Source organism: Micromonospora sp. WMMD1128 (assembly GCF_027497235.1).
GTDB lineage: Bacteria > Actinomycetota > Actinomycetes > Mycobacteriales > Micromonosporaceae > Micromonospora.
Genome location: NZ_CP114902.1, coordinates 5,735,042 through 5,758,885, shown reverse-complemented (window position 1 = coordinate 5,758,885; position 23,844 = coordinate 5,735,042). Strand labels below are relative to the sequence as shown.

The following is a 23,844-nucleotide window of genomic DNA, read 5'->3' as shown; positions in this document are numbered from 1 at the left end:
TCCGCGAGTTCGTGACGTCACAGATGGCGTCGCTGCGGAAGCTGGCGTACATGACCTGCGGCGACTGGCACACGGCGGAGGACGCCGTGGCCAACGCGCTGGTCAAGCTCTATCCGCGGTGGCGGAAGCTGGAACGGCCCGATCTGTACGTCAAGACCATGGTCTATCGGGCCGCGGTCGACGAGACCCGCCGCCCCTGGCGGCGTGAGCGGTCGGCCGGCGACGCCATGCCCGACGTCGCGCTCCGGGACCCGGCCGGCGGGACCGACGAGCGGATGCGCCTACGGGCGGCGCTCGACGCCGTGCCGGCCCGGCAGCGGGCCGCGGTGGTGCTCCGGCACTACCTGGACCTGAGCCTGGAGGACACGGCCCGCGTCCTCGACTGCACGGTGGGCACGGCCAAGAGCCAGGTCTCCCGTGGCCTGGCGAAGCTGCGCGAGTCGCTCGGCGGCGAACACGTCAATCTCACCGGGAAGCCGATGGAGGAGTGGACAAATGCAGTTGCGTGAGTTCGTGGACGCCGTGACGGACGGCGAGCCGCCGATGACCCGTACCGCCGACGACATCGTCGCGGCCGGGCGGCGGGCGCAGCGGCGTCGCCGCGCCGGGTTCGCGTCGGCCGGCGCGGCCGGGCTCGTCGTGGTCGCGGTCACCGGCGCGTTCCTGTTGCCGGCCCTGGTCGGCGAGCGGGACACCTCGGCCACGCCGGCCCCGGCCGGCGCGGCACCGCCGAGGGCCGTCGACGCCGGCTGGCCCGACGCCGCGCCGTTCGCCTTCACCTTCCGCGGGTACGACGCCGGCACGCTGCACGTGCAGGACCCGATCGTCACGTCCACCGGCTACCAGATCGCCTCCGTCTACTCCGACAAGCACACCTCCAACGACAAGCCCCAGACGGCGGAGGAGGCCGAGGCGCAGGGCAACATCGTCGAGCGGAAGAAGAAGGCCGGGGGGAAGCCGTCGCTGTGGGCGTACCTGACCGTCTACCGGCCGGGCGTCTTCGACCCCGCCGGGGTCTCCGGCGGCACGAACATCACCGTGGCCGGGCACCGGGCCGTGCGGGCTACGCTGCCGGTCGACCTCGACCCGAGCAAGCCGGTGGACGAGCGCAACAAGCTGTTCGCCTGGGAGTACGCCGACAACGCCTGGGCGGCGGTCACCTCGTTCTCCGGCGACGCGGCCACGCCGAGCTTCGAGGACCTGGGTGGCCTGGTCCAGGGCCTGAAACCCAGCCGTCCGAAGCCGGCCCTGGTGCCGTTCACGGTCGGCTATGTGCCGGACGGCTACCTGCCGCTCCAGACCGGCACCCACGCCATGCCCGGTCTCGTCGGGGTCGCCACGGCCCGCGAAGGTGACTACGGCGGCGCCACGTACACCCGGCCGGCCCTGCCCACCGCCGGTCTGACCGCGCCCTACGACGCGACCAGGGGCGTCATCACCGACGGGTTCCACATCTTCCTCACACCGAGCACCAGCGCGAACCAGTCGCCGGAGCCGGGCGCGACGAAGTGCTACGAGGTGGACCGCCGTCGCGTCCGGGAGGCCGGCCTGTCGGTCGGGGACTTCTGCAACATCTGGAGCGCCGACGGCAAGGTCGTCCTCCAGGTCAGCGCCACGGGCTCCGACAACAAGCTGCGGCGGGCCGAGCTGGAGAAGATCGCCAGGGGGATCACGGTCGCCGACGTCGGGGACGAGTCGACCTGGACCGCCGCGGAGGATGCCCTGCGGCCCTGACACGGTCTCCTGGAACGAGGCGGTGCCGGCACCTCGACAGGTGCCGGCACCGCCCATCTGTGGTCGACTCGGGTGGCCGGCCGCCGACGGCGCACGCGTTACGGGTGGACGAGCCGTGCGTTAGATCATCGTCGGGAAGGCCACCCACTTGAACCACTGGGTCGACATCGCGGCGTCATCCCAACCCGTCACGCAGGAACTGAGCATCGTGAGCGCGGAGTCGGCGAGCGGTTCCAAGAGGTGGACGGGTAACGAGGGGGCGATGTCGACAGCGCCCTGAAGCAAGCTTATCAATTGCATGAGGCACCGTACCCATGATCGACATTGGGTGCGAGCGGATTTCGCATTCTGGGACGTATCTTTTATGTACCATTAAGTGTATTTTTTAAATGACATGCGGGGGATGGCAGCGATTCTAGCGATCTGTGTCGACTGCGGGAGCCCCTTGCCGGGTGCGCTCTGGCGTTAGGCTCACCGGTAACGGCAATGCGAAGCGTCTATGTGAGTCGTGGTTCGTGGGAGGCCGTGCATGGATGACCAGATCGTCCTCGCTGTCGCGACCGCACTGGCGACCAAGGGTGCGGAGGCGCTCGGTGTCGGCGCCCGGAGCGCGATCGGTTCGCTGTTCAGTCTGGTCCGCGGCCGATTCGGATCGGGGACGCGAGAGTCGGCGGTGCTCGACGCCGCGATCACCCATCCGCAGGAGCGTTGGCGGCACGCCGCGCTCGCCTCAGCGTTGGCGGACGTGATGGCCCGGGACCCGAACTTCGCCGCCGCCCTCGACGACGAGTGGCGCAGGCTGGCGAGGACAGGCGTCGTAGCGGTCCAGGGCCAGGTGGTCAACCACTTCAGCGGGACGGCCGGCAAGGTCGTGCAGGCGCGCGACATACAGGGGGACATCAACTTCTAGGTCCGGCCGGGTCGGACGTGCGGCGGGCGGGTTGGGGCGCGGCGATTGGGAACGGATTCCAGCGGAACCGAGCGAACGATGCCGTCCGGTACGTCGAACGAACAGTCCGGGAACGTGTCCGGATTGAGCGTCCAGGCCGGTGTCATCCACGGCGGCGTGCATTTCGGTGGTGCTCCCGTCGACCGTTCTCCGATCCCCCGGCAGCTACCGGCACCGTCGCCGAACTTCACCAACAGAACCAGCGAGATGTGCGCGCTGGACGGGTATCTCGCCGAGCGGGGAAACCTCGTCGCCGTTCTGTTCGGTCCGGGCGGCGTGGGAAAGTCGGCACTGGCGAGGCAGTGGGCGCACGGCAGGCTGGACCGTTTCGCGGACGGGCAGCTCTATGCGGACCTGCGGGGGTTCAGCGGCACCGAGCCTCTGGACCCGGGCGTGGTGCTGTCCGCCTTCCTCCGGGCCCTGGGGGTTGCCCCGGACCGGATTCCCCCGCACCTGGCCGAACAGGTCACCCTCTACCGCACGGTGACCGCGGACAGGTCCCTGCTGGTGGTCCTCGACGACGCGTTCTCGGCGGCTCAGGTCAGAGCGCTGCTGCCGGCGTCGGCGTCGGCGGTGGTCGTGGTGACCAGCCGCCGGCGACTGACCGGGTTGCTGCCCGACGGCGCCCGCCTGGTCGAGGTGGGTCCGTTGCCGGCCCCGGAGGCGGTGGAACTGTTGGGGCGGGCCGTCGGCCGGGAGCGGATTCTCCGCGAGTTCGCGCCGGCCGAGGAACTGGCGGGCATCTGCGGCGGTCTGCCCATCGCGCTCGTCGTGGCCGCGGGACGGCTCGCTTCCCGTCCCAAGTTGACAGTACGACGGATGGTCGCCGAGCTGGCCGACGAGGCGCAGCGGTTGACCCGGCTTTCGGTGGTGGACGGTTTGTCGGTCCGGACGACGTTCCAGTTCTCGTACGAGGCGCTGACGCCGGAGGCGTCGATGTTGTACCGGAGGTTGGCTCTGCACCCGGGGGCGGAGTTCGGGATGGATCTGGTCGCGGCGGTGGCCGGCGCCGACGGGGCCCGGGTGGGCGCCGTGGTGGGGGAGTTGCTGGACGCGAACCTGGTGGAGGAGGTGGCCGAGGAACGCTTCCGCTACCACGATCTGCTCCGGCTGTACGCGCGGGAGATGTCGGAGCAGCATGATCGGCCCGACGACCGGCTGGCGGCGGTGCGCACGATGCTGGAGTTCTACCTCGCCGCCGCCCGTCGGGCGGATCTCGTGGTGACCCCTTACCGGCGACGGTTGCCGTACGCCTATCAACAGGACCTGGACGGGCCACCGGAGTTCGCCGACCGGGCTGCCGCCCTCGGTTGGCTGGATCGGGAGCGGAGCAACCTGCTGGAGGCCGGCCGGGTCGCCTTCGACCTGGGCCTCCACGAGTTGGCTTGGCAGCTCAGCGACGTGGTCTGGCCACTCCTGCTCTATTTCAAGGGCTACGAGGACCGGCTGGCGATCGACGAGCGCGGGGTGCTGGCCGCCCGGGCCTGGGGCAACGTGTGGGCCGAGGCAGTCATGCTCAAGCGGCTGGGTCGGGCGTACAGCCGCCTCGGCGACCATGACGCGGCCGAGCGACATGGTCGGGCGGCGGTCGACAGGTATCGGCAGGTGGGCGACGCCCAGGGCGTCATAGACGCCGAGGAGGGGCTGGCCACCCTCTATGCCGATACCGGCCGGGAGGAACTGGCGGCGGAGGCGTACACCCGGGTCCTCGCCGGACGGCGGACGCTGCCGAACGTCCGGAGTGTGGGCCTGTCCTGTCTCAACCTGGGCATGCTCCGGACCCGGACCGGCCGGCCGGCCGAAGCGCTACCGCTGTTGGTGGAGGCCGGGCAGATCTTCGCCGAGCTGTCCGAGGTCGACCCCTACAACGCCGCCCGGGTGCTGATCGGCCTGGCCGATGCCCGCCTCGGCACCGACGACCTGGGCACCGCCGAGGAGTCGGCAACCGAGGCGGTACGCCGGATGGCCGGACTCGGCGCCGACAGTGAACGGGCAGAGGCGGTGTTCCTGCTCGGCCGCATCGCCCATCGGCGCGGCGACGACGAGACCGCACGACGACACTACCGGGAGGCCGCCAGCGTCTTCGCCGCACTCGCCGCGCCTCGGCTGCCCGACGTGCTCCGCCGGCTGGACGAGTTGGGTGGCGACGCGGACGAGCGATAGCACCTCCGCGCGGGTGCGCCGGTGGCGCAGGGTTCCGGTGACCCACCGGCGGTGGAGCAGCCGACCCGTGACGGTGAGCAGCCCGATCGTCAGCCGGCCGGGTGCGGCCAACCGGCCGAGGCGAAGCGGCGGATCGCCGCGCACCCCGACGGCGACCTCCCCCGCCGGGGTGCCGACGACTGCGAGGGCCAGCCCGGGATACGCCGTCAGCAGGCCCGCACCGACCTCGGCCGGGTCGTCGCCGTCGACGATGGCCACGACGATGTCGGCCAACCGGGCCGGGCGCGGCGCCTGCCCACCGGCCGACAGTGCCACGACGACGGGCTCAGCCGGCGAGGTCATGCCGGGCCTCCCGACGGTCGAGGCTCGGCACCGGCACGGGGCCTGACTGTCGGTGCCGGCCGGGCTCGGTCAGCTGGAGCAGGCGGTACATGGTGCGCCGCAACAACACGCCGGCCTCCCCCGGACGGCTGGTCAGCGCGGCCATCACCGCCTGCTCGTCGACTCCCGTGATGAGGGAGAGCTGGGGAGGAATCGGCCGGCGCGGATCCAGGCGGTTGGCGCCCGCGGCCAGCAGGTGCTGAGGCGTGCCGGCGGCCGGCACCGACCGCAGCGCGGGTAGCAGCAGGGTCGGACGTCCGATGGCGGCGGCGTACGCGGTGACGGAGCCGTGGTCACCGATGACGTGGTCGGCGGCGACCACCGGGCCGCGCCAGTCCTCGGTCGGGTCGGACAGCAGCAGCCCGACGTCGAGGCAGTCCCGGAGCCAGGCGCGGATCTGGCGGTGTCCGTGGGCGTCCCAGACCGCCGGGTGCAGCAGCGCGGCGATCCGGTACCGGCCCGCCGGGAGCTGCGTCATCAACCGCGGAAGCAGGTCGGGCCACCGTCCGAAGACGCCGTCCCGGCCCCAGGTGGAGGAGACCACGACGAGTTTCTCCCGCTCGCCCAGCCCCAGGCCCCGCCGGTAGTCCCGCCGCCGGGGGAGGCTGGCGACGAGCCGATCGGCGCAGGGGTCGCCGACCACCACGGCGGCCTCGACCGCCTCCGGGCACTGCCGGCGCAGCACCTCCAACTCGTGATCGTGGGAGAGGGCGAGGGCCGTCGGGAGGACCCGCCCACCATGGGTCAGTCGCTGCGCGTCGAGACCGTACACCGGCGGCTCGGCGAGCACCGGTCCGCCGTGCGGTCCGGGGCGTACCCGTTTGCCGTGCCCGGCGCCGTGGGCCATCAGGAGCAGAGGCGCGTGCAGGTGGTGGAGTCCGCCGTGGGCGGCGGCGAGACCCAGATCGAACCGTTCCCGGACGGCCTGGTGCCAGGGGAGGACGAGAGCGCCCAGCCGGTCGAGGAATCGCTTCACCTGATGGTTGAAGACGTCCGGCGCCACCGTGAAGACCAGCTGCACCCTCGGGTCGCTCTCGACGTACTCGATCACGTCCAGGAGCCGCCGGCAGCTCGCGATGGTGTGCGCCACGACGAGCACCGTCCGGCAGCCCGACCGGGTTGCCCAGCGGTGGGCGTCGATGCCAACGGGGGTGGATGACCATTCCAGCGACGTCATTGGTGTCCCTCCAGCATTGAATGTCGGCGGGATTCAGCGTCGAAGAGCCGGTTGCGGATCAGCTTGCCGGTCGCCTTGCAGCGGGCTTGCAGAAGGCTGGGAAGTGGGGTGTCTGATTTTTGATTCCGCGGAGGAGGGTTTGAAGCCCTTGACCGCTGGAACGAGAATGAAATAGGCACATGTCGATCAAGAATGGTGGGGGCGGAGCTGATGGAGTTCGCGATTCTGGGTCCCACGAAGCTTACGGTCGAGGGGCGGTCGATCCCGCTGGGTGCGGCAAAGCAGCGCGGCCTGCTCGCCGTCCTTCTCTATCACGCCGACAATCCGGTGCGGGTGGAGACGATCGTGGAATTTCTGTGGCAGGACTCGGCTGTCGATGCTCGCCGCCCGCTGCTCTACACACTGGCCAGTCGTCTGCGGGCCGCCCTGAGGGTGGTCGACCTGCAGGACTCCCTGGTTCGAGTGCCCGGGACCGGCGCCTACCGGCTGGCCATCGATCCCGATCTGGTGGATTACCACCGATTCCTGCGGTTGGCCGCCGAGGCGAGGAAGGCGGTCGACCGAAATCAGCATGACCGGTGCGTCGCCCTGCTCACCAAAGCGGACGAGCTGTGGCGGGGAGATCCGCTCGCGGACCTGCGCGGGGCGCGGTGCGAACACCTTCGACGGGATATGCGCGAAAGGCAATTCAGCGCAGTGAAAATGCTGGCGGAAAGCGAGTTGGCCATCGGTCAGCACAACCGGGTGCTGGCTCGGCTGGAACCGTTGCTGATCGAGAACCCACTCGACGAGGGCCTGGCAAGGCTGTGGATCACCGCACTGCATGCGGCCGGGCGCACCTACGACGCGCGGGACTTCCTCGCCGCCTACCGCCGCCGCTACCGCCGTGCGATGCGAGCCGATCCGGTGCTCACCATCGCGGATCTCCTGCCCGGCACGTCCGCCGGGAACCACCTCACCGCCGAGGGCGCGGCGGTACCGGTGCCCCGGCAGTTGCCGAACGACGTGCCCGACTACACCGGGCACCGCGGCCTACTGGACGAGCTGGACGCCCTCGCCGCCGGCGAGAGCACTTCGAAGGTGGTGGTGTTGACCGGGATGCCCGGAGTGGGCAAGACCACCCTCGCCGGGCACTGGGGACATCGCAGGCAGGGGTGGTTCCCCGACGGACAGCTCTATCTCAACGCCGAAGCACACGGCCCGGTACCGCCCGTAGACACGCAGGAAGCGCTGCACCGCTTTCTCGTCGCCCTCGGTGTCCCGGCGGATCGGGTGCCCGCCGACGCCCATCGACGCGTCGAGCTGTACCACCGGCTGATGGACGGGCGGAACATGCTCGTCGTGCTGGACAACGTCGTCGACTCCGACCAGGCGCAGCAGCTCCTGCCCCGCTCCGACACCAGCCTCACAGTGGTGATCAGCCGCAATCGACTCCGCGGGTTGAGTGTTCGGCACGGCATCCGCAGCCTCACCGTCGCACCCCTGTCGCACCTGGAACGACACCACATGCTCGGCCGCATCATCGGACCCGAACGCACCGACGCCGAACCCGCGGCACTGGAGACGCTGGCCTGGCTGTCGGGCGGTCTGCCGCTGGCGTTACGGGTCATCGGCGAGCACGTGGTCTCCCGGCCCCAGGCACGACTCGGCGACCTCGCCGACGAACTCACCGGTCGACTACTCGACATCGAGGGCGACGACACCGATGAGATGACCCTTCGGACTGTCTTCGCCTGGTCGGTCAACGCGCTCGCTCCGATACCCACTCGGCTCTTCCTGGGCCTCGGCCTCTTTCCGGGCGGCACCATCGGAGCGGAGGCCGCGGCGGCGATGCTGGCGGTGGACGTCGCCGGTGCCGAGCGGGCCCTCGACCGGCTCGCCCGCGCCCACCTGGTCAGCCACGACACCGTCCGCCGATATCGGATGCATGATCTGCTACGCCGGTACGCCGCCGACCGGGCCCGGGCGGAGGAGCCCGCCGAGCAGCGGCGAGCGGCACTGCGCCGGCTGTTGGACTGGTACCTGCTCACGGCGGTCAACGCCGTCGCCATCCTGGAGCCCACCCGTGCACCCGTGCCCGACCTGCCCGAGCCGGGCGTGGTGCCACCCATGACGTTCACCTCGGACGGCGCCGCCCTGCGATGGTTCGAGACGGAGCGGACCAACGTGCTCAACCTGGTCCGCAGCGCGGCGGTGGAGGGGTTCCACAGGCATGCCTGGCAGACCGTCGACACGGTCCACGAGGTCTTCGACCGCTCCGGAAGTCAGGAGGACATGCGGGAGATGTTGCGCATCGCACTCGACGCCGCGACTGCCGACGGTCACGACCCGGGCCGGGCGGGCACCCTCGTCAACCTCGGGGCCACCTACTTCACCACCCACGACTATCACCGCGCCGGCCGACTGTTCGCCGAGGCTCTGCGTCTCGCCGAGGAGAACGGCTTCGCCGAGTTGCAGACGGCCTGCCGGCACAATCTCGCCTCCGTGCACCTACGGACCGGGGCGACCACCACCGCCATCGAGACCTTCGAGGAGGTCCTGACCGACTGTCGCGCGGCCGAGAACGCGACAGGTGAGGCGTACACGCTTTACCACCTCGGTGACGCCCACCGCCAGCTCGGACGGTACGACCAGGCCCGTCTTCTCTACCAGCAGGCACTCGCCATCTGGGACCGGATCGGCTCGCTTCGGGGCCGGAGCCTCCACCACGTTCGGCTCGCCGAACTGAGCCTCGACACGGGCCACCCCGAGACCGCGCTCGACCTCGGCCGCGCCGCTCTGGACCTGCACGACCGGGTCACCGACGACACGATCCGGTGCGACGCCCTCATCATCTCGGCCGAGGCCCAACTCCGCCTGGGGCGGCACCGTGACGTGCTGGCCGACGCCACCCTCGCCCGGGCGATCGGCGACGAACTGGCCGACCCGCTACGTCAGGCGCGTGCCCTCGCCGTACTGGCGGAGGCTCTCTGCGCCGTCGGCGACCACGACAACGCTCTCCGTCGGGGCCGGGAGGCCCTCGACCTGCTCGACGACACCGACGATCCGCAGCGGCTGGCCATTCGGGAGCGGATCTCCGCGTACCACGCCCACCAGGATCGGTGACGGCGCTGCCCGACCGGGTCGTGCTCGCCTCAGGTGGCGGTGGGGAAGTGGAAGTCCGAGCGGAACGTCTCGGTGCCGCCCGGCCACCGGCTGGTGACGACCTTTCCCCGGGTGTAGAACGCCACCCCCTCCGGGCCGTGGATGTGGGTGTCGCCGAAGAGGGACGCCTTCCAGCCGCCGAAGGAGTGGTAGGCCATCGGCACCGGCAGCGGGACGTTGACGCCGATCATGCCGACGGTGACGCCCCGGACGAAGCGGCGGGCCGCCGCGCCGCCGGAGGTGAACAGCGCGGTGCCGTTGCCGAACGGGTTCGCGTTGATGATCGCCACGGCCTCGTCCAGGCTCTGCGCCCGCAGCACCACCAGGACCGGTCCGAAGATCTCCTGCTGGTACGCGGACATCTGCGGGGTCACCCGGTCGAGCAGGCACGGGCCGACGAAGTATCCGCCGTCGTGTCCGTCCACCCGCAGCCCGCGGCCGTCGACGACGACCGTGGCCCCGGCCCGCTGCGCCTCGTCGACGCTGCTGATGACCCGCTCGCGGGCCTCGGCGGTGACGACCGGTCCCATCTGGGCGGACTCCTGGTCGCCGGGGCCCACCACGATCGTCGAGGCTTCCTTGTCCAGCAGCTCGACCAGCTCGTCGCCGGCCGGGCCGACCGCCACGACCGCGGAGATCGCCATGCACCGTTGCCCGGCCGAGCCGTACGCCGCGGAGGTGATCTGCCGCGCCGCGTCGGCCAGGTCGGCGTCGGGCAGCACCACGGCGTGGTTCTTCGCCCCGCCGAGGGCCTGGACCCGCTTGCCGGAGGTGGCGGCGCGCTCGTGCACGTACCTGGCGATCGGGGTGGAGCCGACGAACGACACCGCCGCCACGTCCGGGTGGTCGAGCAGCGCGTCGACGGCAGCCTTGCCGCCGTGCACCACGTTGAAGACCCCGTCGGGCAGGCCGGCGTCGGCGTAGAGCTGCGCGACCAGGTTGGCCGCCGACGGGTCGCGCTCGCTGGGCTTGAGCACGAAGGTGTTGCCGCAGGCGATGGCGATCGGGTGCATCCACATCGGCACCATGACCGGGAAGTTGAACGGGGTGATGCCGGCGCAGACCCCGAGCGGGGCGCGCAGCGAGTACGAGTCCACGCCGGTGGAGACCTGGTCGGAGTAGGCGCCCTTGACCAGTTGCGGGATGCCGCAGGCGAACTCGATGACCTCTCGGCCCCGGATCACCTCGCCCCGGGCGTCCTCGACGGTCTTGCCGTGTTCGGCGGTGACCAGCCGGGCCAGCTCGTCCTCGTGCCGTTCCACCAGGTCCCGCATCCGGAACAGGACCTTGGTCCGCCGGGACAGCGACATCTCGCTCCACGACTCGTAGGCCCGGGCCGCCGCCGCGACGGCCAGGTCGACCTCGGCCGGCCCACCGACCGCGACCCGGGCCTGGGGCTGCCCGGTCGCGGGCTGGTGCACGGTGGCGTAGTCGGTGCCGGTGACGGGCGCCCCGGCGATCCAGTGCTCGATGCTGCGCACCGTAGTTCCCTTCGTCAGCCGACGCGCCGCGCGTCGCCGGATCCGTTCCTGCGGTTGGCCTGTTCCGTGCCGGGTCCGTCCGCGGCGGCTACAACCACCGGGTGCCGATCCCGCTCAGGTCCGGGGTGCTGAAGGAGTAGAGCAACTCCATGTCGTGCCCGCCGCCGGTGGAGATGGCGTGGGCGACACCGGCGGGGATGTACATCGCGGTGCCGGCGCCCGCCTCGAACTCCTCGTCGGCCACCCGGAACAGCGCGGTGCCGGACAGCACGTAGTAGAACTCGGCCGAGTCGGCGTGCAGGTGCAGCGGGTGGGTCATGCCGGGCTCCATGCGGTAGACCCCGGTGAGGAACTCGCAGTCCGGGTCGCCGGTGAGCTGCCGGTCGACGAGGCGGTGCACGAGCCCCTCGTCGTCGGCGTTGTGGTTGAGGCTGGAGATCAGCTCGTAGGCCAGCTCGTCGCGGTGCACGACGAACGCCGGGCGTGCGACGCCCGCTCCGGCGTCGGCGGCGGCGATCCGGCGGCCACGGCCGGGCAGCGCCGTCACCGCTCGGCGTCCACGCTCGTCGCCCCGAGCGGGATCTGTGGGCTGGTCAGCGGGCCGTGGTGCTTGGACAGGCAGATGGCATCCCAGCCGGTGACCACGCCGTGGATGACGCCCGGCTCCCAGCACAGGTATTCCCCGGTGCGGTAGACGTGCTCCGGGTCGGTGGCGCACCAGCCGCCGAGGAAGAAGATCTCCTCCGTGCTGTGGTGGAACTCCAGCGCGGTCTTGGCGAAGTTGCGCGGCAGGACGAACAGGATGGTGTCCTTGCCGGTCTCCTCGACCTTGCGCAACCTGATGCACTGGGTGGGGACCTCGAGGTCGCCGTGGCTGCTGGTGTCGGTCACTCCTGCGAACGCCTCCTGGACGGGCAGCCAGTTGGCCTTGTCGAACAGGTCGACGGTCTCGCCGAGCGGCTTCGACGGCGGGGGCCGTTCGTCCGTGCGTACCTCGAACGGCGAGTCCGTCCAGAAGATCAACGTGGCGCCCTCGGTCGAGGAGACCGGGCCGATCCCGGTGCCGGTGGGCAGGAAGAGGTAGTGCCCGCGCCGGCACTGGCGTCCGGCGATGGACAGGTCGCCGTCGCGGACCAGGAGCTCGATGTCGGCGCTGTTCCAGTGCTCGGGCATCTGCCAGCCGGGCGGGACGTCGACGACGAGCGTCTGCGCGCCGGTCTCGGGGTCGGCGTTGATCTCCCGCACGAGTAGTCCGAAGGGCAGGTCCGGTGCCCGCCACACCCGCTGGGGTACCTGCTCGATGGTGACCCGTCGCTTGCCGGTATGAGTCACGGCGACCTCCTTCACGTTGCGCCAGATTGTATGTAATCTGGCGGAGCCCGTCTAGGGGTGTCAGGCGAACCTACCGGACTGAGCAGCGGGTTCCACTGCATCTACTGAGCGCAGCGGAGCGTTATGTATGCAAGAAGGCGGCTGGTCGGGATGGTGACCAGGCCCGTCGGCGTCGGTACGGGGTCGGGTCGACTCCTTGTGCCGTCCCCATCGAGTTGTATACGGTCCACTGCCTAGCCTGCCTGTCACTCGCGTTTCCTCATCTGCACTGAACGGGGAAGAGATGCCGCGAAGGTTCGGTCTCGTCGGAGGCACGGTGGTCACCGAGGACGGCGTCCACCGGGCTGACCTGCTCGTGGACTCGGGGCGCATCGAGAGTGTCGGCCGGATTCCCGCATCGGCGGATATCGAGAAGGTCGACGTCCGCGGAAAGATCGTCATCCCCGGTGGCGTCGATGTGCATACACATATGGATACGCCGTTCATGGGGGCGATCACCTCCGACGACCATGCCTCGGCCAGTCGGGCCGCCGCCGTGGGCGGCACCACGACGTACGTCGACTACGCCTTCCAGCGCGCCGGCGAGCGCCTGCCCGAGGTGCTGGCCCGGTGGGCCGGGCGGGCCGGCGGTCGGTCCGCCATCGACTTCAGCTTCCACCTGGCCGTCACCTCGCCCTACCCGGACCTGGTGGCGGACATGGCGCTCGCGGTGGCCGACGGCGTGACCAGCTTCAAGGTGTTCATGGCCTACAAGGGCCTGGCGATGCTCGACGACGCGGAGCTGTTCTCCATCCTCACCGAGTCGTCCCGCCTCGGCGCCACGCTCTGCGTGCACGCCGAGAACGGTCACGTCATCGATGTCCTCGCCGAGCGGCTGGTCCGGGCCGGCCGTACCGGACCGCTGGCGCACCTGCTGTCGCGGCCACCCCAGACCGAGGTGGAGGCGGTGCGGCGCGCGATCATGCTCGCTGACCTGGCCGACGCCCCGTTGTACTTCGTGCACCTGTCCACCGCGGGCGCGGTCGCCGCCGTGGCCGAGGCCCAGCGGGCGGGCCGGCCGGTCGCGGGCGAGACCTGCACGCACTACCTCCTGCTCGACGCCGACCTCTACCACCAGCCCGGGTTCGAGGCGGCCAAGTACGTCGTCAGCCCGCCGCTGCGCACCGCCGAGCATCGGGAGGCGCTCTGGCAGGGGCTGCGGGAGGGCACCCTCGGGGTGGTCAGCTCGGATCACTGCCCGTTCTGCATGGCCGGGCAGAAGAGCCTGGGAGCCGAGGACTTCCGCCGGATCCCCAACGGGGCGCCGGGCATCGAACACCGGGTGCCACTGCTCTACGGCCACGGCGTACGCCCCGGGCGGCTGAGTCTGCCGCGCTTCGTCGAGGTGGCCTGCACCGAGCCGGCCCGCCGGTTCGGGCTGTACCCGACCAAGGGGGTCATCAGGCGGGGCGCCGACGCCGACCTGGTCGTGCTCGACCCGGAGGCGGCCTCGGTGGTGCTCGCCCAGACGATGACGCAGAACTGTGACTACACGCCGTTCGAACGGTGGCACGTGCCCGGCCGGATCGAGGCGGTCTACCTGCGGGGGGAGCTGATCGCCCGTCGTGGGCGATTCGTCGGCCGGCCGGACGCCGGTCGGTTCCTGGCCCGTCGCCCGGCGTGAGCGCCGGGCTCGGGTTCTGACTGCATGGAGCCTTGACAGGGCCAAATTTGTATACAAGCATCGCTCGTGTTATCCGCTTTACCAGGTTCGTTGCGCTAGACATATTCAAGCTTGCACACAATATGGAGGTGTCGGCATGGGAATGCGTTCCGTGCGGGTGCGGGCCGTGGCAGTGCTCGCCGTGGCGAGCCTGGCTCTCGCGGCCTGCGGCGCCGACGATGCGGAGAAGTCAGACGCCGGCGCCGGCCAGGCGCTGACGATCGCCGCGCCCGGAGTCCTGTCGAGTCTCGACTCCGAGCGCTATCAGGGTTTCATCTCGATCGACCTGCTCCCCAACACCGCCGGGACCCTGGTGCGCTTCAAGAAGCCCGAGGCCGGCGCGACGAAACTCCAGACGCCGGACCAGATCGAGCCCGAGCTCGCCGAGTCCTGGAAGCTCGACGACGGCGGCAAGAAGATGTCGTTCACGCTGCGCGACGCCAAGAGCCAGTTCGGCAACCCGATCACCTCCGCGGACGTGAAGTGGTCGGTCGACCGGATGGTCAACAGCACCGGCGTACCGATCGCCAAGATCCTGATGGGCATCGGCGGCTGGGACACCGCCAACCCGATCACCGTCACCGACGACAAGAACTTCACCATCAACGTCGCCAAGCCCAACGCGGTGAGCGTGTCGATCCTGAGCACCTTCTTCATGACCATGTACGACTCGGTGGAGGCCAAGAAGCACGCCACCGCCGACGACCCGTACGCCTACAAGTGGCTGGGGGAGAACACCGCCACCTTCGGGCCGTACCAGGTGCGCTCGTTCGACCCGGGCAAGGAGGTCCGGCTCTCCGCGAACGAGAACTACTTCCGGGGCAAGCCCAAGGTCACCGACGTGGTGGTCCGCGCCGTCGCCGACACCTCCAACCGACTCCAGCTGGCCCAGAGCGGGCAGGTCGACATCGCCACCGCGATGACCTTCGACCAGCTCTCCTCACTTGAGGAAAGCGACCAGGCCCGGCTGGAACGGGTGCTCTACCCCAACATCGACGTGCTGGTGCCCAACCTCAAGGCCGAGCCCTTCGACGACAAGCGGGTCCGCGAGGCCATCTCCTACGCCGTCGACCGCAAGGCGATCGTCGACTCCGCGTACCAGGGCTATGCGACGCCCTCGAACGACTTCATCCACGACGACTTCGGCGCCCCGGCGGCCAGCCAGCCCTTCGCCCAGAACCTCGACCGGGCCAAGCAACTGCTGGCCGAGGCCGGTCTGCCCAACGGCTTCCCGATGGAGCTGGCCTACAACGCGGCGAACGTCGGGGCGCACAGCGAGCAGGTCGCCGTCCTGCTGCGCTCGCAACTGGCCAAGGTCGGCATCGAGGTCAAGCTCAACAACGTCGCCTCCGGCGCGGACTTCGACACCGCCAAGCGTGAGGGCAAGCTTCAGAGCTGGCTGGCCACCAGCACCCCGCTGGTGCCCGACCCCGCCTACTACCTGCAGGTCTTCTACTCCACCGGTGGGCTGACCAACCTGCAGAACTACAGCTCCTCGACCGTCGACGAGCTCTCCCGCAAGATCCTGGAGACCCAGCCGGGTCCCGACCGGGATGCGTTGATCAAGCAGGTGAACGACTTCCTGGTGGGTGACATGCCGGCCATCCCGCTTGTCGACTCCCAGAAGTACTACATCTTCAAGAAGGGCGTGACCGGGTTCGTCAGCTACTCCCAGGGCCACGTCAACTACTACGACATCAGCGTCTCCTGACCCCGCTGGCGTCCCCACCGGCGCGGTGACCCCCCGGCCCGGTCGGCACCCCCGGGCCGGGGACCACGCCGCGACGACGGAGAAACGGCAAGCCGAGAGAAAGCAGGATGTGCACTGATGTACCGCCTAGGAGTCGATGTCGGTGGCACGTTCACGGACGTTCTTCTGATCGAGGAGGCGACCGGGAAGACCCGCCGGACCAAGGTGCCCTCGACGCCTCAGGACCAGTCCGTCGGCGTCATCGAGGGCGTCACCCGGGTGCTGGCGGACGCCCGGGCCCGCGCCGCGGACATCCGCCAGTTCCTGCACGGCACGACGGTGGCCACCAACGCCGTCCTGGAACGCCGGGGCGCCCGGGTCGGCCTGGTGGTGACCGTCGGCTACCGGCAGGTCCTGCACATCGCCCGCTCGTTCGTCCCCGGCGGCCTGGGCGGCTGGATCGTGTGGGACCGGCCGGCCGAGCTGGTCGCGCTGGAGGACGTCCGTGAGGTCCGGGGCCGCGTCGACGCCCGGGGCGAGCAGGTCGAGCCCCTCGACGAGGCGGCCGTGCGGGCCGCCGTCCGCCAGCTCGTCGACCAGGGCGTGGACGCCCTCGCCATCGGCTTCGTCAACTCCTACGCCAACCCCGCCCACGAGCAGCGGGCCGCCGAGATCGCCGCCGCCGAGGCCCCCGGCGTGCCGGTCTCCACCTCCGCCGGGGTCCTGCCCGAACTCGGCGAGTACGAGCGGACCCTGACCACCGTCGCCAACGCCTACGTCCGCCCCGGCGTCAGCTCCTACCTGAGCAACCTCAGCGCGAAACTCGTCGCCGAAGGGCTCCTGGGCGAGCGCCGGGTGCTGCGCTCCGACGGCGGGCTGATGACCTTCGAGCGGGCCGAGGACATCCCGGTCAGCCTGCTGATGAGCGGACCCGCCGGCGGGGTCGCCGCCGCCGTGGCCCTGGGCCCGGCCGCCGGCCACCCGGACCTGCTCACCCTGGACATGGGCGGCACCTCCACCGACGTGGCCCTGATCGAGAACGGCACCCCGGCCATCCGGCGCGAGACGACCGTGGCCGACCTCGCCGTCCGCGCCCCGTCGATCGACGTGCAGACCGTGGGCGCCGGCGGCGGCTCCATCGCCCACGTCCCCGAACTGACCGGCGCGCTGCGGGTCGGCCCGGCCAGCGCGGGCGCCCTGCCCGGCCCGGCGACCTACGGACGCGGCGGCGAACTGCCGACCGTCACCGACGCCAACGTCGTGCTCGGCTACCTGCCGCACGCCCTGCTCGGCGGCGCCATGCCGCTGGACGTGGAGAAGGCCCGCACGGCGGTCGGCACGGTCGCGAGCCGGCTCGGGGTGTCGGTGGAGGCCGCCGCCGCCGCGATCATCGACATCGTCAACGAGAACATGCTCGGCGCGCTGCGGCTGGTGTCGGTGCAGCGCGGCTACGACCCCCGGCGTTTCGCGTTGTTCGGCTTCGGCGGCGCCGGCCCGCTGCACGTCAACGCCCTGGCCAAGCTCCTCGGCTCCTGGCCGGTGGTGATCCCGCAGTCGCCGGGGGTGCTCTGCGCGTACGGCGACGCCTCGACCGGGGTGCGGGCCGAGGCCAACCGGTCCCTGGTCCGCCCGCTCGACGACGTCGACGAGGAGCTGCTGCGGCGGGAGTTCACCGACCTGGCCGCCCAGATCGACACCGAGTTCGACCGGGCCGGAGTTCCCGACGACGCCCGCTCGGTGCGGTACGAGGCCGACGTGCGCTACCACGGCCAGGGCTTCGAGGTCTCCGTCGAGGTCGACGCGGGCCGGGGCACGGCCATGATCCCCGACCTGCGCGGCGGCTTCGACGAGGCCCACAAGCGCCTGTTCGGCTTCGCCCTGGAGGAGCGGCACGAGATCGTCAACATCCGGGCCGTCGGGGTGTCCCACGCGGAACGGATCACCCCCGTCGAGATCGAATCCGGCGACCGCGACGCCGCGCAGGCGATCGTCGGCCGGCAGCAGGTCTACGTCGACGGCGGCTGGCAGGAGGCCGCGCTCTACGACCGCACCGCCCTGCGGGCCGGCAACGAGTTGGCCGGGCCGGCGATCGTGGTCGAGATGGATTCCACGAGCCTGGTCCTGCCGGGCTGTGTCGCGCGCGTCGACAGGCTGGGCAACCTGCTCATCCTGCCCGCCGAGCAGGGAGGGAACCGATGAGTGCGGTCATCGTCGAGACAGCACGCCCGGCGCGCGGCGTCGAGGTCGAGACCGCGGTGCTCGACATCGTCGAGAACGCGCTGCGGAACGCCCGCTTCGAGATGGACGCCGTGGTGCTGCGTACCGCGATGTCACCTGGCATCCGCGAGCAGCACGACGCCTTCCCGTTGATCGCCGACCGGCGCGGGCGGATGGTCGCCGGACAGTTCGGCTCGTTCATCGACGGCTTCCTCTCCGGTTACGACGGCACGGTCGAGGAGGGCGACGTCTTCTTCACCTCCGACCCGTACGCCTGTGACGGCGCCATCAGCCACGCCAACGACTGGCTGGTGCTGCTGCCGATCTACTTCGAGCAGGCGCTGGTCGGCTGGGCGGCGATGTTCGGTCACATGAGCGACGTCGGCGGGAAGGTCCCCGGCAGCCTGCCCACCGACGCGGTGTCGATCCACGAGGAGGGCGTCATCGTCCCGCCGGTGAAGCTGTTCCGCGCCGGGACGCTCGACCAGCAACTCCTGGACACCGTGCTCAACCAGGTGCGCCTGCCGAGCTGGAACCGGGCCGACCTGAACGCGGTCCTGGCCTCCTGCCGCACCGCCGAGACCCGGGTCCGGGAACTCTGCGAGCGTTTCGGCGCCGACACCTACCTGTCCACCCTGGAGTTGCTGCTGGAGCGCAACCGGCAGGCGATGGCGAAGCTGTTCCGCCAGGTCGTGCCCGAGCAGCCGGTCACCTTCGAGGACTTCGTCGACGACGACGGACGCGGCGAGGGGCCGTTCCGCATCCGCTGCTCGCTGTGGCGCGACGGCGACCGGGTGGTGCTCGACTTCACCGGCACCAGCGAGCAGGCCGACGGCTCGATCAACTTCCTGCTCAACGAGAACGTCCTGCGGATGTTCTTCGGGGTCTACACCATCATGGCCGTCGACCCGATGATCCTGTTCAACGACGGGTTCTATCCCCTGGTCGACGTCCGCATCCCCGAGGGCAGCCTGCTCAAGCCCCGGCGACCGGCGGCCATCTCCTGTCGTACCCATGCCCTGGGTCGGCTCTTCGACGTGCTCGCCGGGCTGCTCGGGCAGTGCCAGCCGGACTTCCTCGCCGCCGCCGGCTTCTCCTCCAGCCCGCACCTGATGTACTCCGGCCTGGATCGGCACGGCAAGTGGTTCCAGCTCTACCAGATCGGCTTCGGCGGGGTGCCCGCCCGGCCGGTCGGTGACGGCTTCGACGGACACTCGATGTGGCCCTCGTTCACCAACGTGCCGAACGAGTACCTGGAGGCGTACTACCCGCTGCGCATCGAGTCCTACGAGTCGGTCCCGGACTCCGGGGGCGCCGGTCGGCACCGGGGCGGCAACGGCATCCGGGTCGGCTACCGGTTCCTCGAACCGGGCGAGGTCTCGATCCACGACGACAGGTGGTTCACCAAACCCTGGGGCGTGCTCGGCGGCGAGCCCGGCGAACGCGGCACGAAGCTCCTGGAACGCGCCGACGGCTCCCGGCAGGTGGTCCCGGCCAAGTGCGACCACGTCGCGGTCCGCCCCGGCGACCTGCTGCACTTCGTCACCTGGGGCGGCGGTGGCTGGGGCGATCCGCTCGAACGCGACCCCGAGCAGGTCCGCCACGACGTCGAGCGGGGCCTGGTCACCGTCGACGGCGCTCGGCGCTACGGGGTGGTCCTGGCCGACGGCCGGGTCGACGCCGAGCGCACCCGGGCGCTACGCGCCGAACTCGCGGCCGGCCGTGGCGACCTGCCCCGCTTCGACCGGGGCGGCACGTTGGCGGAACTGCGGGAGCGCTGCCTGACCGAGACCGGCCTGGCCCCACCCCGGGAACCGGCGGGCCCCGGGGCGCGGCAGGAGTCGACGCCTCCCGGCCCACGGGCCGGTGCGACGCCCGCCCACCGCCGCGACGCCGGCGGGCCGCCGACCCCCGACAAGCGACCGGCGCAGTCCCCGCTGGAGGCGCTCGTGCACCACATCGCCCGGCAGGTGACCGTGCGATGAGACCACCCCACTTCCAGACCGCCACGGTCCTGGGCAACGGCGGGCACCCGCCCGCCGACCAACTCGCAGAGGAGAACTGTCATGGCTGACCTGCAGATGTCCGCGCTGGGCATGATCGAGACCCGGGGCCTGGTCGCGGCGGTGGAGGCCGCCGACGCGATGGTCAAGGCCGCCACCGTCGTCCTGGTGGGCACCGAGTACATCGGCGGTGGCCTGGTCACCGTCGTCGTCCGTGGCGACGTCGGCGCGGTCAAGGCCGCCACCGACGCCGGGGCGGCCAGCGCCTCCCGGCTCGGCGAGGTCGTCTCGGTGCACGTCATCCCCCGCCCGCACAACGAGGTCGAGGCGATCCTGCCGACCGGGTCGAGCCGAGGCGGAACAAAGTCCTGACCAGAGCCCGCGTGCTCATCGAAGGAGTTGAGACATGAGTCGGGTGTGGACTGCTGTCGATATCGAAGACGTCGCCCGGTCGGACGGGCCGCGCGAGGTCCTGCTGGGCCCGGGTGACCTGATCTCGCCGCACGCCCAGGACATCGCCCAGGGGCTGGGCGTCGACGTCCGGCGCGGCCCGGCGGGCGCGTCGTCGGCCTCGGCGCCGACCGCCCCCGTCGGCACCGCCCCCGGCGCGCCCCAGGGCGGCTGCGACGACGCCGACGGCTGCTCGTGTGGCTGCGAGGCCGCGGAGGAGGCGGAGCGGACCATCCGTACCATCGCCGCCGCGGTCGTGTCGGCCAACCCCGACGCGGACGCGTCCACGGTCGCCACCGAGACGCTACGGGCGCTCGGCGCCTACGGCGGGCCCGGGGTGGGCAGCCCCGAGCAGGCCCAACCGCTGCCCGGACAGTTGCTGCCCAAGAAGGCCAAGGGCGCCCGTCCCCAGTTCTTCGCCGAGCCGGGCATGGAGGCCCTGGTCTCCACGATGGTGACCCTCACCTCTGAGGTGTGGGTGCTGCGCGAGCGGGTGATGACCCTGGAACAGCTGCTGGCCGACCGGCGGGTGGTGGAGCGGGGCGCGGTGGACGACTTCACGCCGTCCGCCGGGGACGCCGAGACCAGGGACGCCGAGGCGGCGGCGTTCGTCGCCCGGGTGCTGCGGGTCTTCTACGAGTGGCGCGAGGAGATCGTGCGGGAGGAGACCCCGGAGTCCTACCGGGAGGTCATCCGGCAGGCCTTCGCGCAGGTGGGGGAGGACAAGTGAAACAACAGCAGCGGCACGGCCTGTTGCCGACGGAGAACCACGACGAACTGGCCCGGGAGACGTTCGTCCGGGCGTTGAAGTCGCACATCTCGACCGAGGTGACCCCGGGGGTACGGGAGCTGTACGCGCACCGCGTCGTGCCCCGTTACCAGCAGGAGATGGGCGTCCCGCCCCGGGACCGGGAGACGGTCCGCCGGGCGATGGAACCCGAGCCGTACTACCAGCTCTGGAGCTCGGTGCGGCGGGCGAGCCAGGACCTGCTCTGGAACGTGGTGGCCGACAGCATCGCCCGGCAACTGGACGACCTGCGGGCCAGGGCGGAGCGGACCGGACGCACCCTCGGTTCGCTGGAGCTGGACCCCGACTTCGTCCTGCCCTGGTATTTCTGGGGCATCGACATCCACGCCATGCCCGGCGGCTACCGGGGCGAGTACGTCCCCGGCGACGTCACCGCCGGGGCGCTCTACGACCGGGGCGTCTACGTCTACGCCACCGGCCAGATGGGCGAGCTCAACGACGACTACGGCCAGTCGGTGGTGAACAACTACCTGAAGGCCACGCACAAGGACTTCCGTCCCAAGCGCATCCTGGAGATCGGCTGCGGCGTCGGCAACTCCACGCTGCCCTACGTCGACGCCTATCCCGAGGCGGAGGTGCACGGCATCGACGTCGGCGCGGCCCTGCTGCGCTACGGTCACGGCCGGGCGGAGTCCCTGGGTCGCAAGGTGCACTTCGCGCAGCGCAATGCCGAGGCCACCGGCTTCCCGTCGGGGCACTTCGACCTGGTCGTCTCGCACATCCTGCTGCACGAGATGCCGCCGGAGGCGGTCCGCGCCGTGCTGCGGGAGTGCCACCGGCTGCTCGCCCCGGGCGGCATGATGATCCACGCGGACTTCCCGGGCTACGCCGGGCTGGACCCGCTCGTGCAGTTCCTCATCGACTGGGACACCTGGAACAACAACGAGCCGTTCTGGGGCCCGATGCGGGACATGGACCTGGTCCAGGCCGCCCGGGACGCCGGGTTCACCGGCGACTGCACCGAGCTGTCCTGCAAGCGGGAGTGCGTCGAGGAGGTCTCCACCCCCACCGGCCGGGTGCTGCAGAGCGGTGAGCGGCGCAGCAGCGGCACCCTCGCGCTGCTCGTGGGCCGGCGCTGAGATGGCCCGCAACGACGTCGAGCTGCGTACCTTCGCGTTCGTCGACCGGCTCCAACCGCAGATGGCCGCCCTGCTCGGCAGCGTGATGTCAGGTGACCCGGTGGTCGAGGGGATGTCCGAGCTCTACCTGGAGATCTCCCCGGGCAGCGACGTCTACGCCCTGGTCGACGCCGCCGTCAAGGCCGCCGGGGTCCGCCCCGGCTCCCAGGTCGTCGAGCGGCAGTACGGCATGACCGAGCTGCACTCGATGTCGCAGGACGCCGTGCGCCAGGCCGGTCAGACCATCCTGGACCTGCTCGGGATCACCGAGGCGGACGCGCAGCCGGCGGAGCTGGTCTCGGCGAAGGTCGTCTCCAACATCGACGCCTACCAGGCGCAACTGGTCAACCGGTCCCGCAAGGGCTCCCTGCTGGTGGCCGGCGAGTCGATGCTCGTGGTCGAGTGCCAGCCCGCCGCCTACATCTCCGCGGTCGGCAACGAGGTGGAGAAGTCCGCCGGCGTCAAGATCATCGACGTCCGGGGGGTCGGCCAGTTCGGCCGGCTGTGGGTCTCCGGGCTGCACTCGGAGGTGGAGTCGGCCCGCGAGGCGGTCCGTCGGGCGTTCGAGACGAAGCCCTGGTCGCAGCGACGCTAGAGAAACGAGGTGGTTCGGCATGCGTGTCGCCCGGGTGATCGGCTCGGTGGTCAGCACCGTCAAGTCCGAGGCGCTGACCGGGGCCAAGCTGCTCGTCGTCGCGCCCCTGGGTGAGACGCCCGCCGGGGAGCCCTACGTCGCCGTCGACACCGTCGGCGCCGGCAGGGGCGAGGTCGTCCTGATCGCCACGGGTGGCGCCGCGCGGCTGGCGCTGCGGCAACCCGGTCAGGCGCCGGTGGACTCCAGCATCGTCGCGATCGTCGACCGGCTGGAGACCGAGGCGTGGCTCAACTACGTGAAGGACTGACGTGGATCTGTGGGATGCGGGTGCGCTCGGCATGGTCGAGACACGGGGACTGACCGCCTCGATCGTCGCCGTCGACGTGATGGGCAAGGCGGCCGAGGTGCGGCTGATCGGCGTACGACGCATCGGCGACGGACTCGTCACGGTCTCCCTCGTCGGCGACATGGCCTCGGTCACGGCCGCGGTGGAGAGCGCCCGGCGGGCGGTGGCCGCGATCGGCGGGACCGCCGTGACGACCGTGATCGGTCGACCCACCGTGCCGACGGACCTGCTGCGTGAACCCCGGGCCGGCGGGACGCCGCCGCCTGCGCCACCGACCACCGCGCCACCTCCCGCCGCCGACGGGGCCGAGTCGCCCGACCCCGACCCCGGGCCCGCCGCCGCGTCGCCGCCCGGCGAGCCCGCCCCTGCGTCGCCGCCCAGCGGACCCGCCGCGTCGCCGCCCACCGAGCTTGCCGGCCGACCGGCCCGCAAGGCCGGCGGGGGCCCGACCCGGCGCGCCGCGCGCTCGACCGCCCCGAAACGGCGTCCGCCCACCGCCGGCCCGTCCGAGCCACCCCCCGAACCCCCCACCCCCCGACCCCGAGGGAAGTGAC

General features: G+C 71.1%; 19 protein-coding genes. 15 read left to right on the top strand and 4 right to left on the bottom strand.

Annotation, left to right across the window (positions count from 1 at the left end; all coding sequences use genetic code 11):
- Positions 1-11 precede the first annotated feature (11 nt).
- From O7602_RS25780 to O7602_RS25765, 4 genes are all read left to right on the top strand, one after another.
- Positions 12-509, top strand: coding sequence for a SigE family RNA polymerase sigma factor (locus tag O7602_RS25780; RefSeq protein WP_348651300.1), 498 nt, complete (start codon positions 12-14; stop codon positions 507-509).
- Positions 496-1,734, top strand: coding sequence for a hypothetical protein (locus O7602_RS25775; RefSeq protein ID WP_281585192.1), 1,239 nt, complete (start codon positions 496-498; stop codon positions 1,732-1,734). The genes O7602_RS25780 and O7602_RS25775 overlap by 14 nt, the downstream gene beginning before the upstream one ends.
- Before the next feature lie 529 nt (positions 1,735-2,263).
- Positions 2,264-2,644, top strand: a complete 381-nt coding sequence (locus tag O7602_RS25770) for a hypothetical protein (RefSeq protein WP_281585191.1) — start codon at positions 2,264-2,266, stop codon at positions 2,642-2,644.
- Positions 2,645-2,890: 246 nt separating this feature from the next.
- Positions 2,891-4,846, top strand: coding sequence for a tetratricopeptide repeat protein (locus tag O7602_RS25765; protein ID WP_281585190.1), 1,956 nt, complete (start codon positions 2,891-2,893; stop codon positions 4,844-4,846).
- A gap of 325 nt (positions 4,847-5,171) precedes the next feature.
- On the opposite strand, the gene O7602_RS25760 is transcribed toward O7602_RS25765, so the two are convergent.
- Positions 5,172-6,317 carry a hypothetical protein gene (locus O7602_RS25760; RefSeq protein ID WP_281585189.1) on the bottom strand — a complete coding sequence of 382 codons (1,146 nt, stop codon included), beginning with the start codon at positions 6,315-6,317 and terminating at the stop codon, positions 5,172-5,174.
- Positions 6,318-6,596: 279 nt separating this feature from the next.
- Here O7602_RS25760 and O7602_RS25755 point away from each other — a divergent pair, with 279 nt between their 5' ends.
- Positions 6,597-9,509, top strand: coding sequence for a BTAD domain-containing putative transcriptional regulator (locus O7602_RS25755; protein ID WP_348651299.1), 2,913 nt, complete (start codon positions 6,597-6,599; stop codon positions 9,507-9,509).
- A gap of 29 nt (positions 9,510-9,538) precedes the next feature.
- Here O7602_RS25755 and O7602_RS25750 read toward each other — a convergent pair whose 3' ends face one another.
- The 3 genes from O7602_RS25750 to O7602_RS25740 all read right to left on the bottom strand — a co-directional run bounded on the left by O7602_RS25750 (position 9,539) and on the right by O7602_RS25740 (position 12,376).
- Positions 9,539-11,020, bottom strand: coding sequence for a CoA-acylating methylmalonate-semialdehyde dehydrogenase (locus O7602_RS25750; protein WP_348651343.1), 1,482 nt, complete (start codon positions 11,018-11,020; stop codon positions 9,539-9,541).
- A 97-nt stretch (positions 11,021-11,117) separates the two neighbouring features.
- On the bottom strand, positions 11,118-11,576 hold the full coding sequence (locus tag O7602_RS25745; RefSeq protein ID WP_281585187.1) for a dimethylsulfonioproprionate lyase family protein: 459 nt from the start codon (positions 11,574-11,576) through the stop codon (positions 11,118-11,120).
- Positions 11,573-12,376: a DUF4437 domain-containing protein gene (locus O7602_RS25740; RefSeq protein ID WP_281585186.1), complete on the bottom strand. Its 804-nt coding sequence runs from the start codon at positions 12,374-12,376 to the stop codon at positions 11,573-11,575. The genes O7602_RS25745 and O7602_RS25740 overlap by 4 nt, the downstream gene beginning before the upstream one ends.
- A 268-nt stretch (positions 12,377-12,644) precedes the next feature.
- Here O7602_RS25740 and hydA point away from each other — a divergent pair, with 268 nt between their 5' ends.
- The 10 genes from hydA (at position 12,645) to O7602_RS25690 (ending at position 23,843) form a co-directional block, all read left to right on the top strand.
- Positions 12,645-14,024 carry a dihydropyrimidinase gene (gene hydA, locus O7602_RS25735; RefSeq protein ID WP_281585185.1) on the top strand — a complete coding sequence of 460 codons (1,380 nt, stop codon included), beginning with the start codon at positions 12,645-12,647 and terminating at the stop codon, positions 14,022-14,024.
- A gap of 136 nt (positions 14,025-14,160) precedes the next feature.
- A complete protein-coding gene (locus O7602_RS25730) occupies positions 14,161-15,774 on the top strand; it encodes an ABC transporter substrate-binding protein (protein WP_281585184.1) in 1,614 nt (537 codons plus the stop codon).
- Between the two features lie 117 nt (positions 15,775-15,891).
- Entirely contained in the window at positions 15,892-17,952 is a 2,061-nt protein-coding gene (locus O7602_RS25725) for a hydantoinase/oxoprolinase family protein (RefSeq protein WP_281585183.1), read from the top strand.
- On the top strand, positions 17,949-19,955 hold the full coding sequence (locus O7602_RS25720) for a hydantoinase B/oxoprolinase family protein (protein ID WP_281585182.1): 2,007 nt from the start codon (positions 17,949-17,951) through the stop codon (positions 19,953-19,955). Before O7602_RS25725 ends, O7602_RS25720 begins: the two co-directional genes overlap by 4 nt.
- Positions 19,956-20,045: 90 nt before the next feature.
- A complete protein-coding gene (gene eutM / locus O7602_RS25715) occupies positions 20,046-20,345 on the top strand; it encodes an ethanolamine utilization microcompartment protein EutM (protein ID WP_104114777.1) in 300 nt (99 codons plus the stop codon).
- Positions 20,346-20,379: 34 nt separating this feature from the next.
- The gene (locus O7602_RS25710) at positions 20,380-21,153 is read left to right on the top strand and encodes a hypothetical protein (protein ID WP_281585181.1); all 774 of its coding nucleotides are present in this window, start codon (positions 20,380-20,382) and stop codon (positions 21,151-21,153) included.
- Complete coding sequence (locus tag O7602_RS25705) at positions 21,150-22,310, top strand: class I SAM-dependent methyltransferase (RefSeq protein ID WP_281585180.1); 1,161 nt, start codon at positions 21,150-21,152, stop codon at positions 22,308-22,310. Before O7602_RS25710 ends, O7602_RS25705 begins: the two co-directional genes overlap by 4 nt.
- A gap of 1 nt (position 22,311) precedes the next feature.
- Positions 22,312-22,944 (top strand): hypothetical protein, encoded by a 633-nt coding sequence (locus O7602_RS25700; RefSeq protein WP_281585179.1) that lies wholly within the window; start codon positions 22,312-22,314, stop codon positions 22,942-22,944.
- 19 nt (positions 22,945-22,963) lie between these two features.
- Complete coding sequence (locus O7602_RS25695; protein WP_281585178.1) at positions 22,964-23,251, top strand: EutN/CcmL family microcompartment protein; 288 nt, start codon at positions 22,964-22,966, stop codon at positions 23,249-23,251.
- 1 nt (position 23,252) lies between these two features.
- Positions 23,253-23,843: a BMC domain-containing protein gene (locus O7602_RS25690; protein WP_281585177.1), complete on the top strand. Its 591-nt coding sequence runs from the start codon at positions 23,253-23,255 to the stop codon at positions 23,841-23,843.
- The last annotated feature ends 1 nt before the right edge of the window (position 23,844 follow it).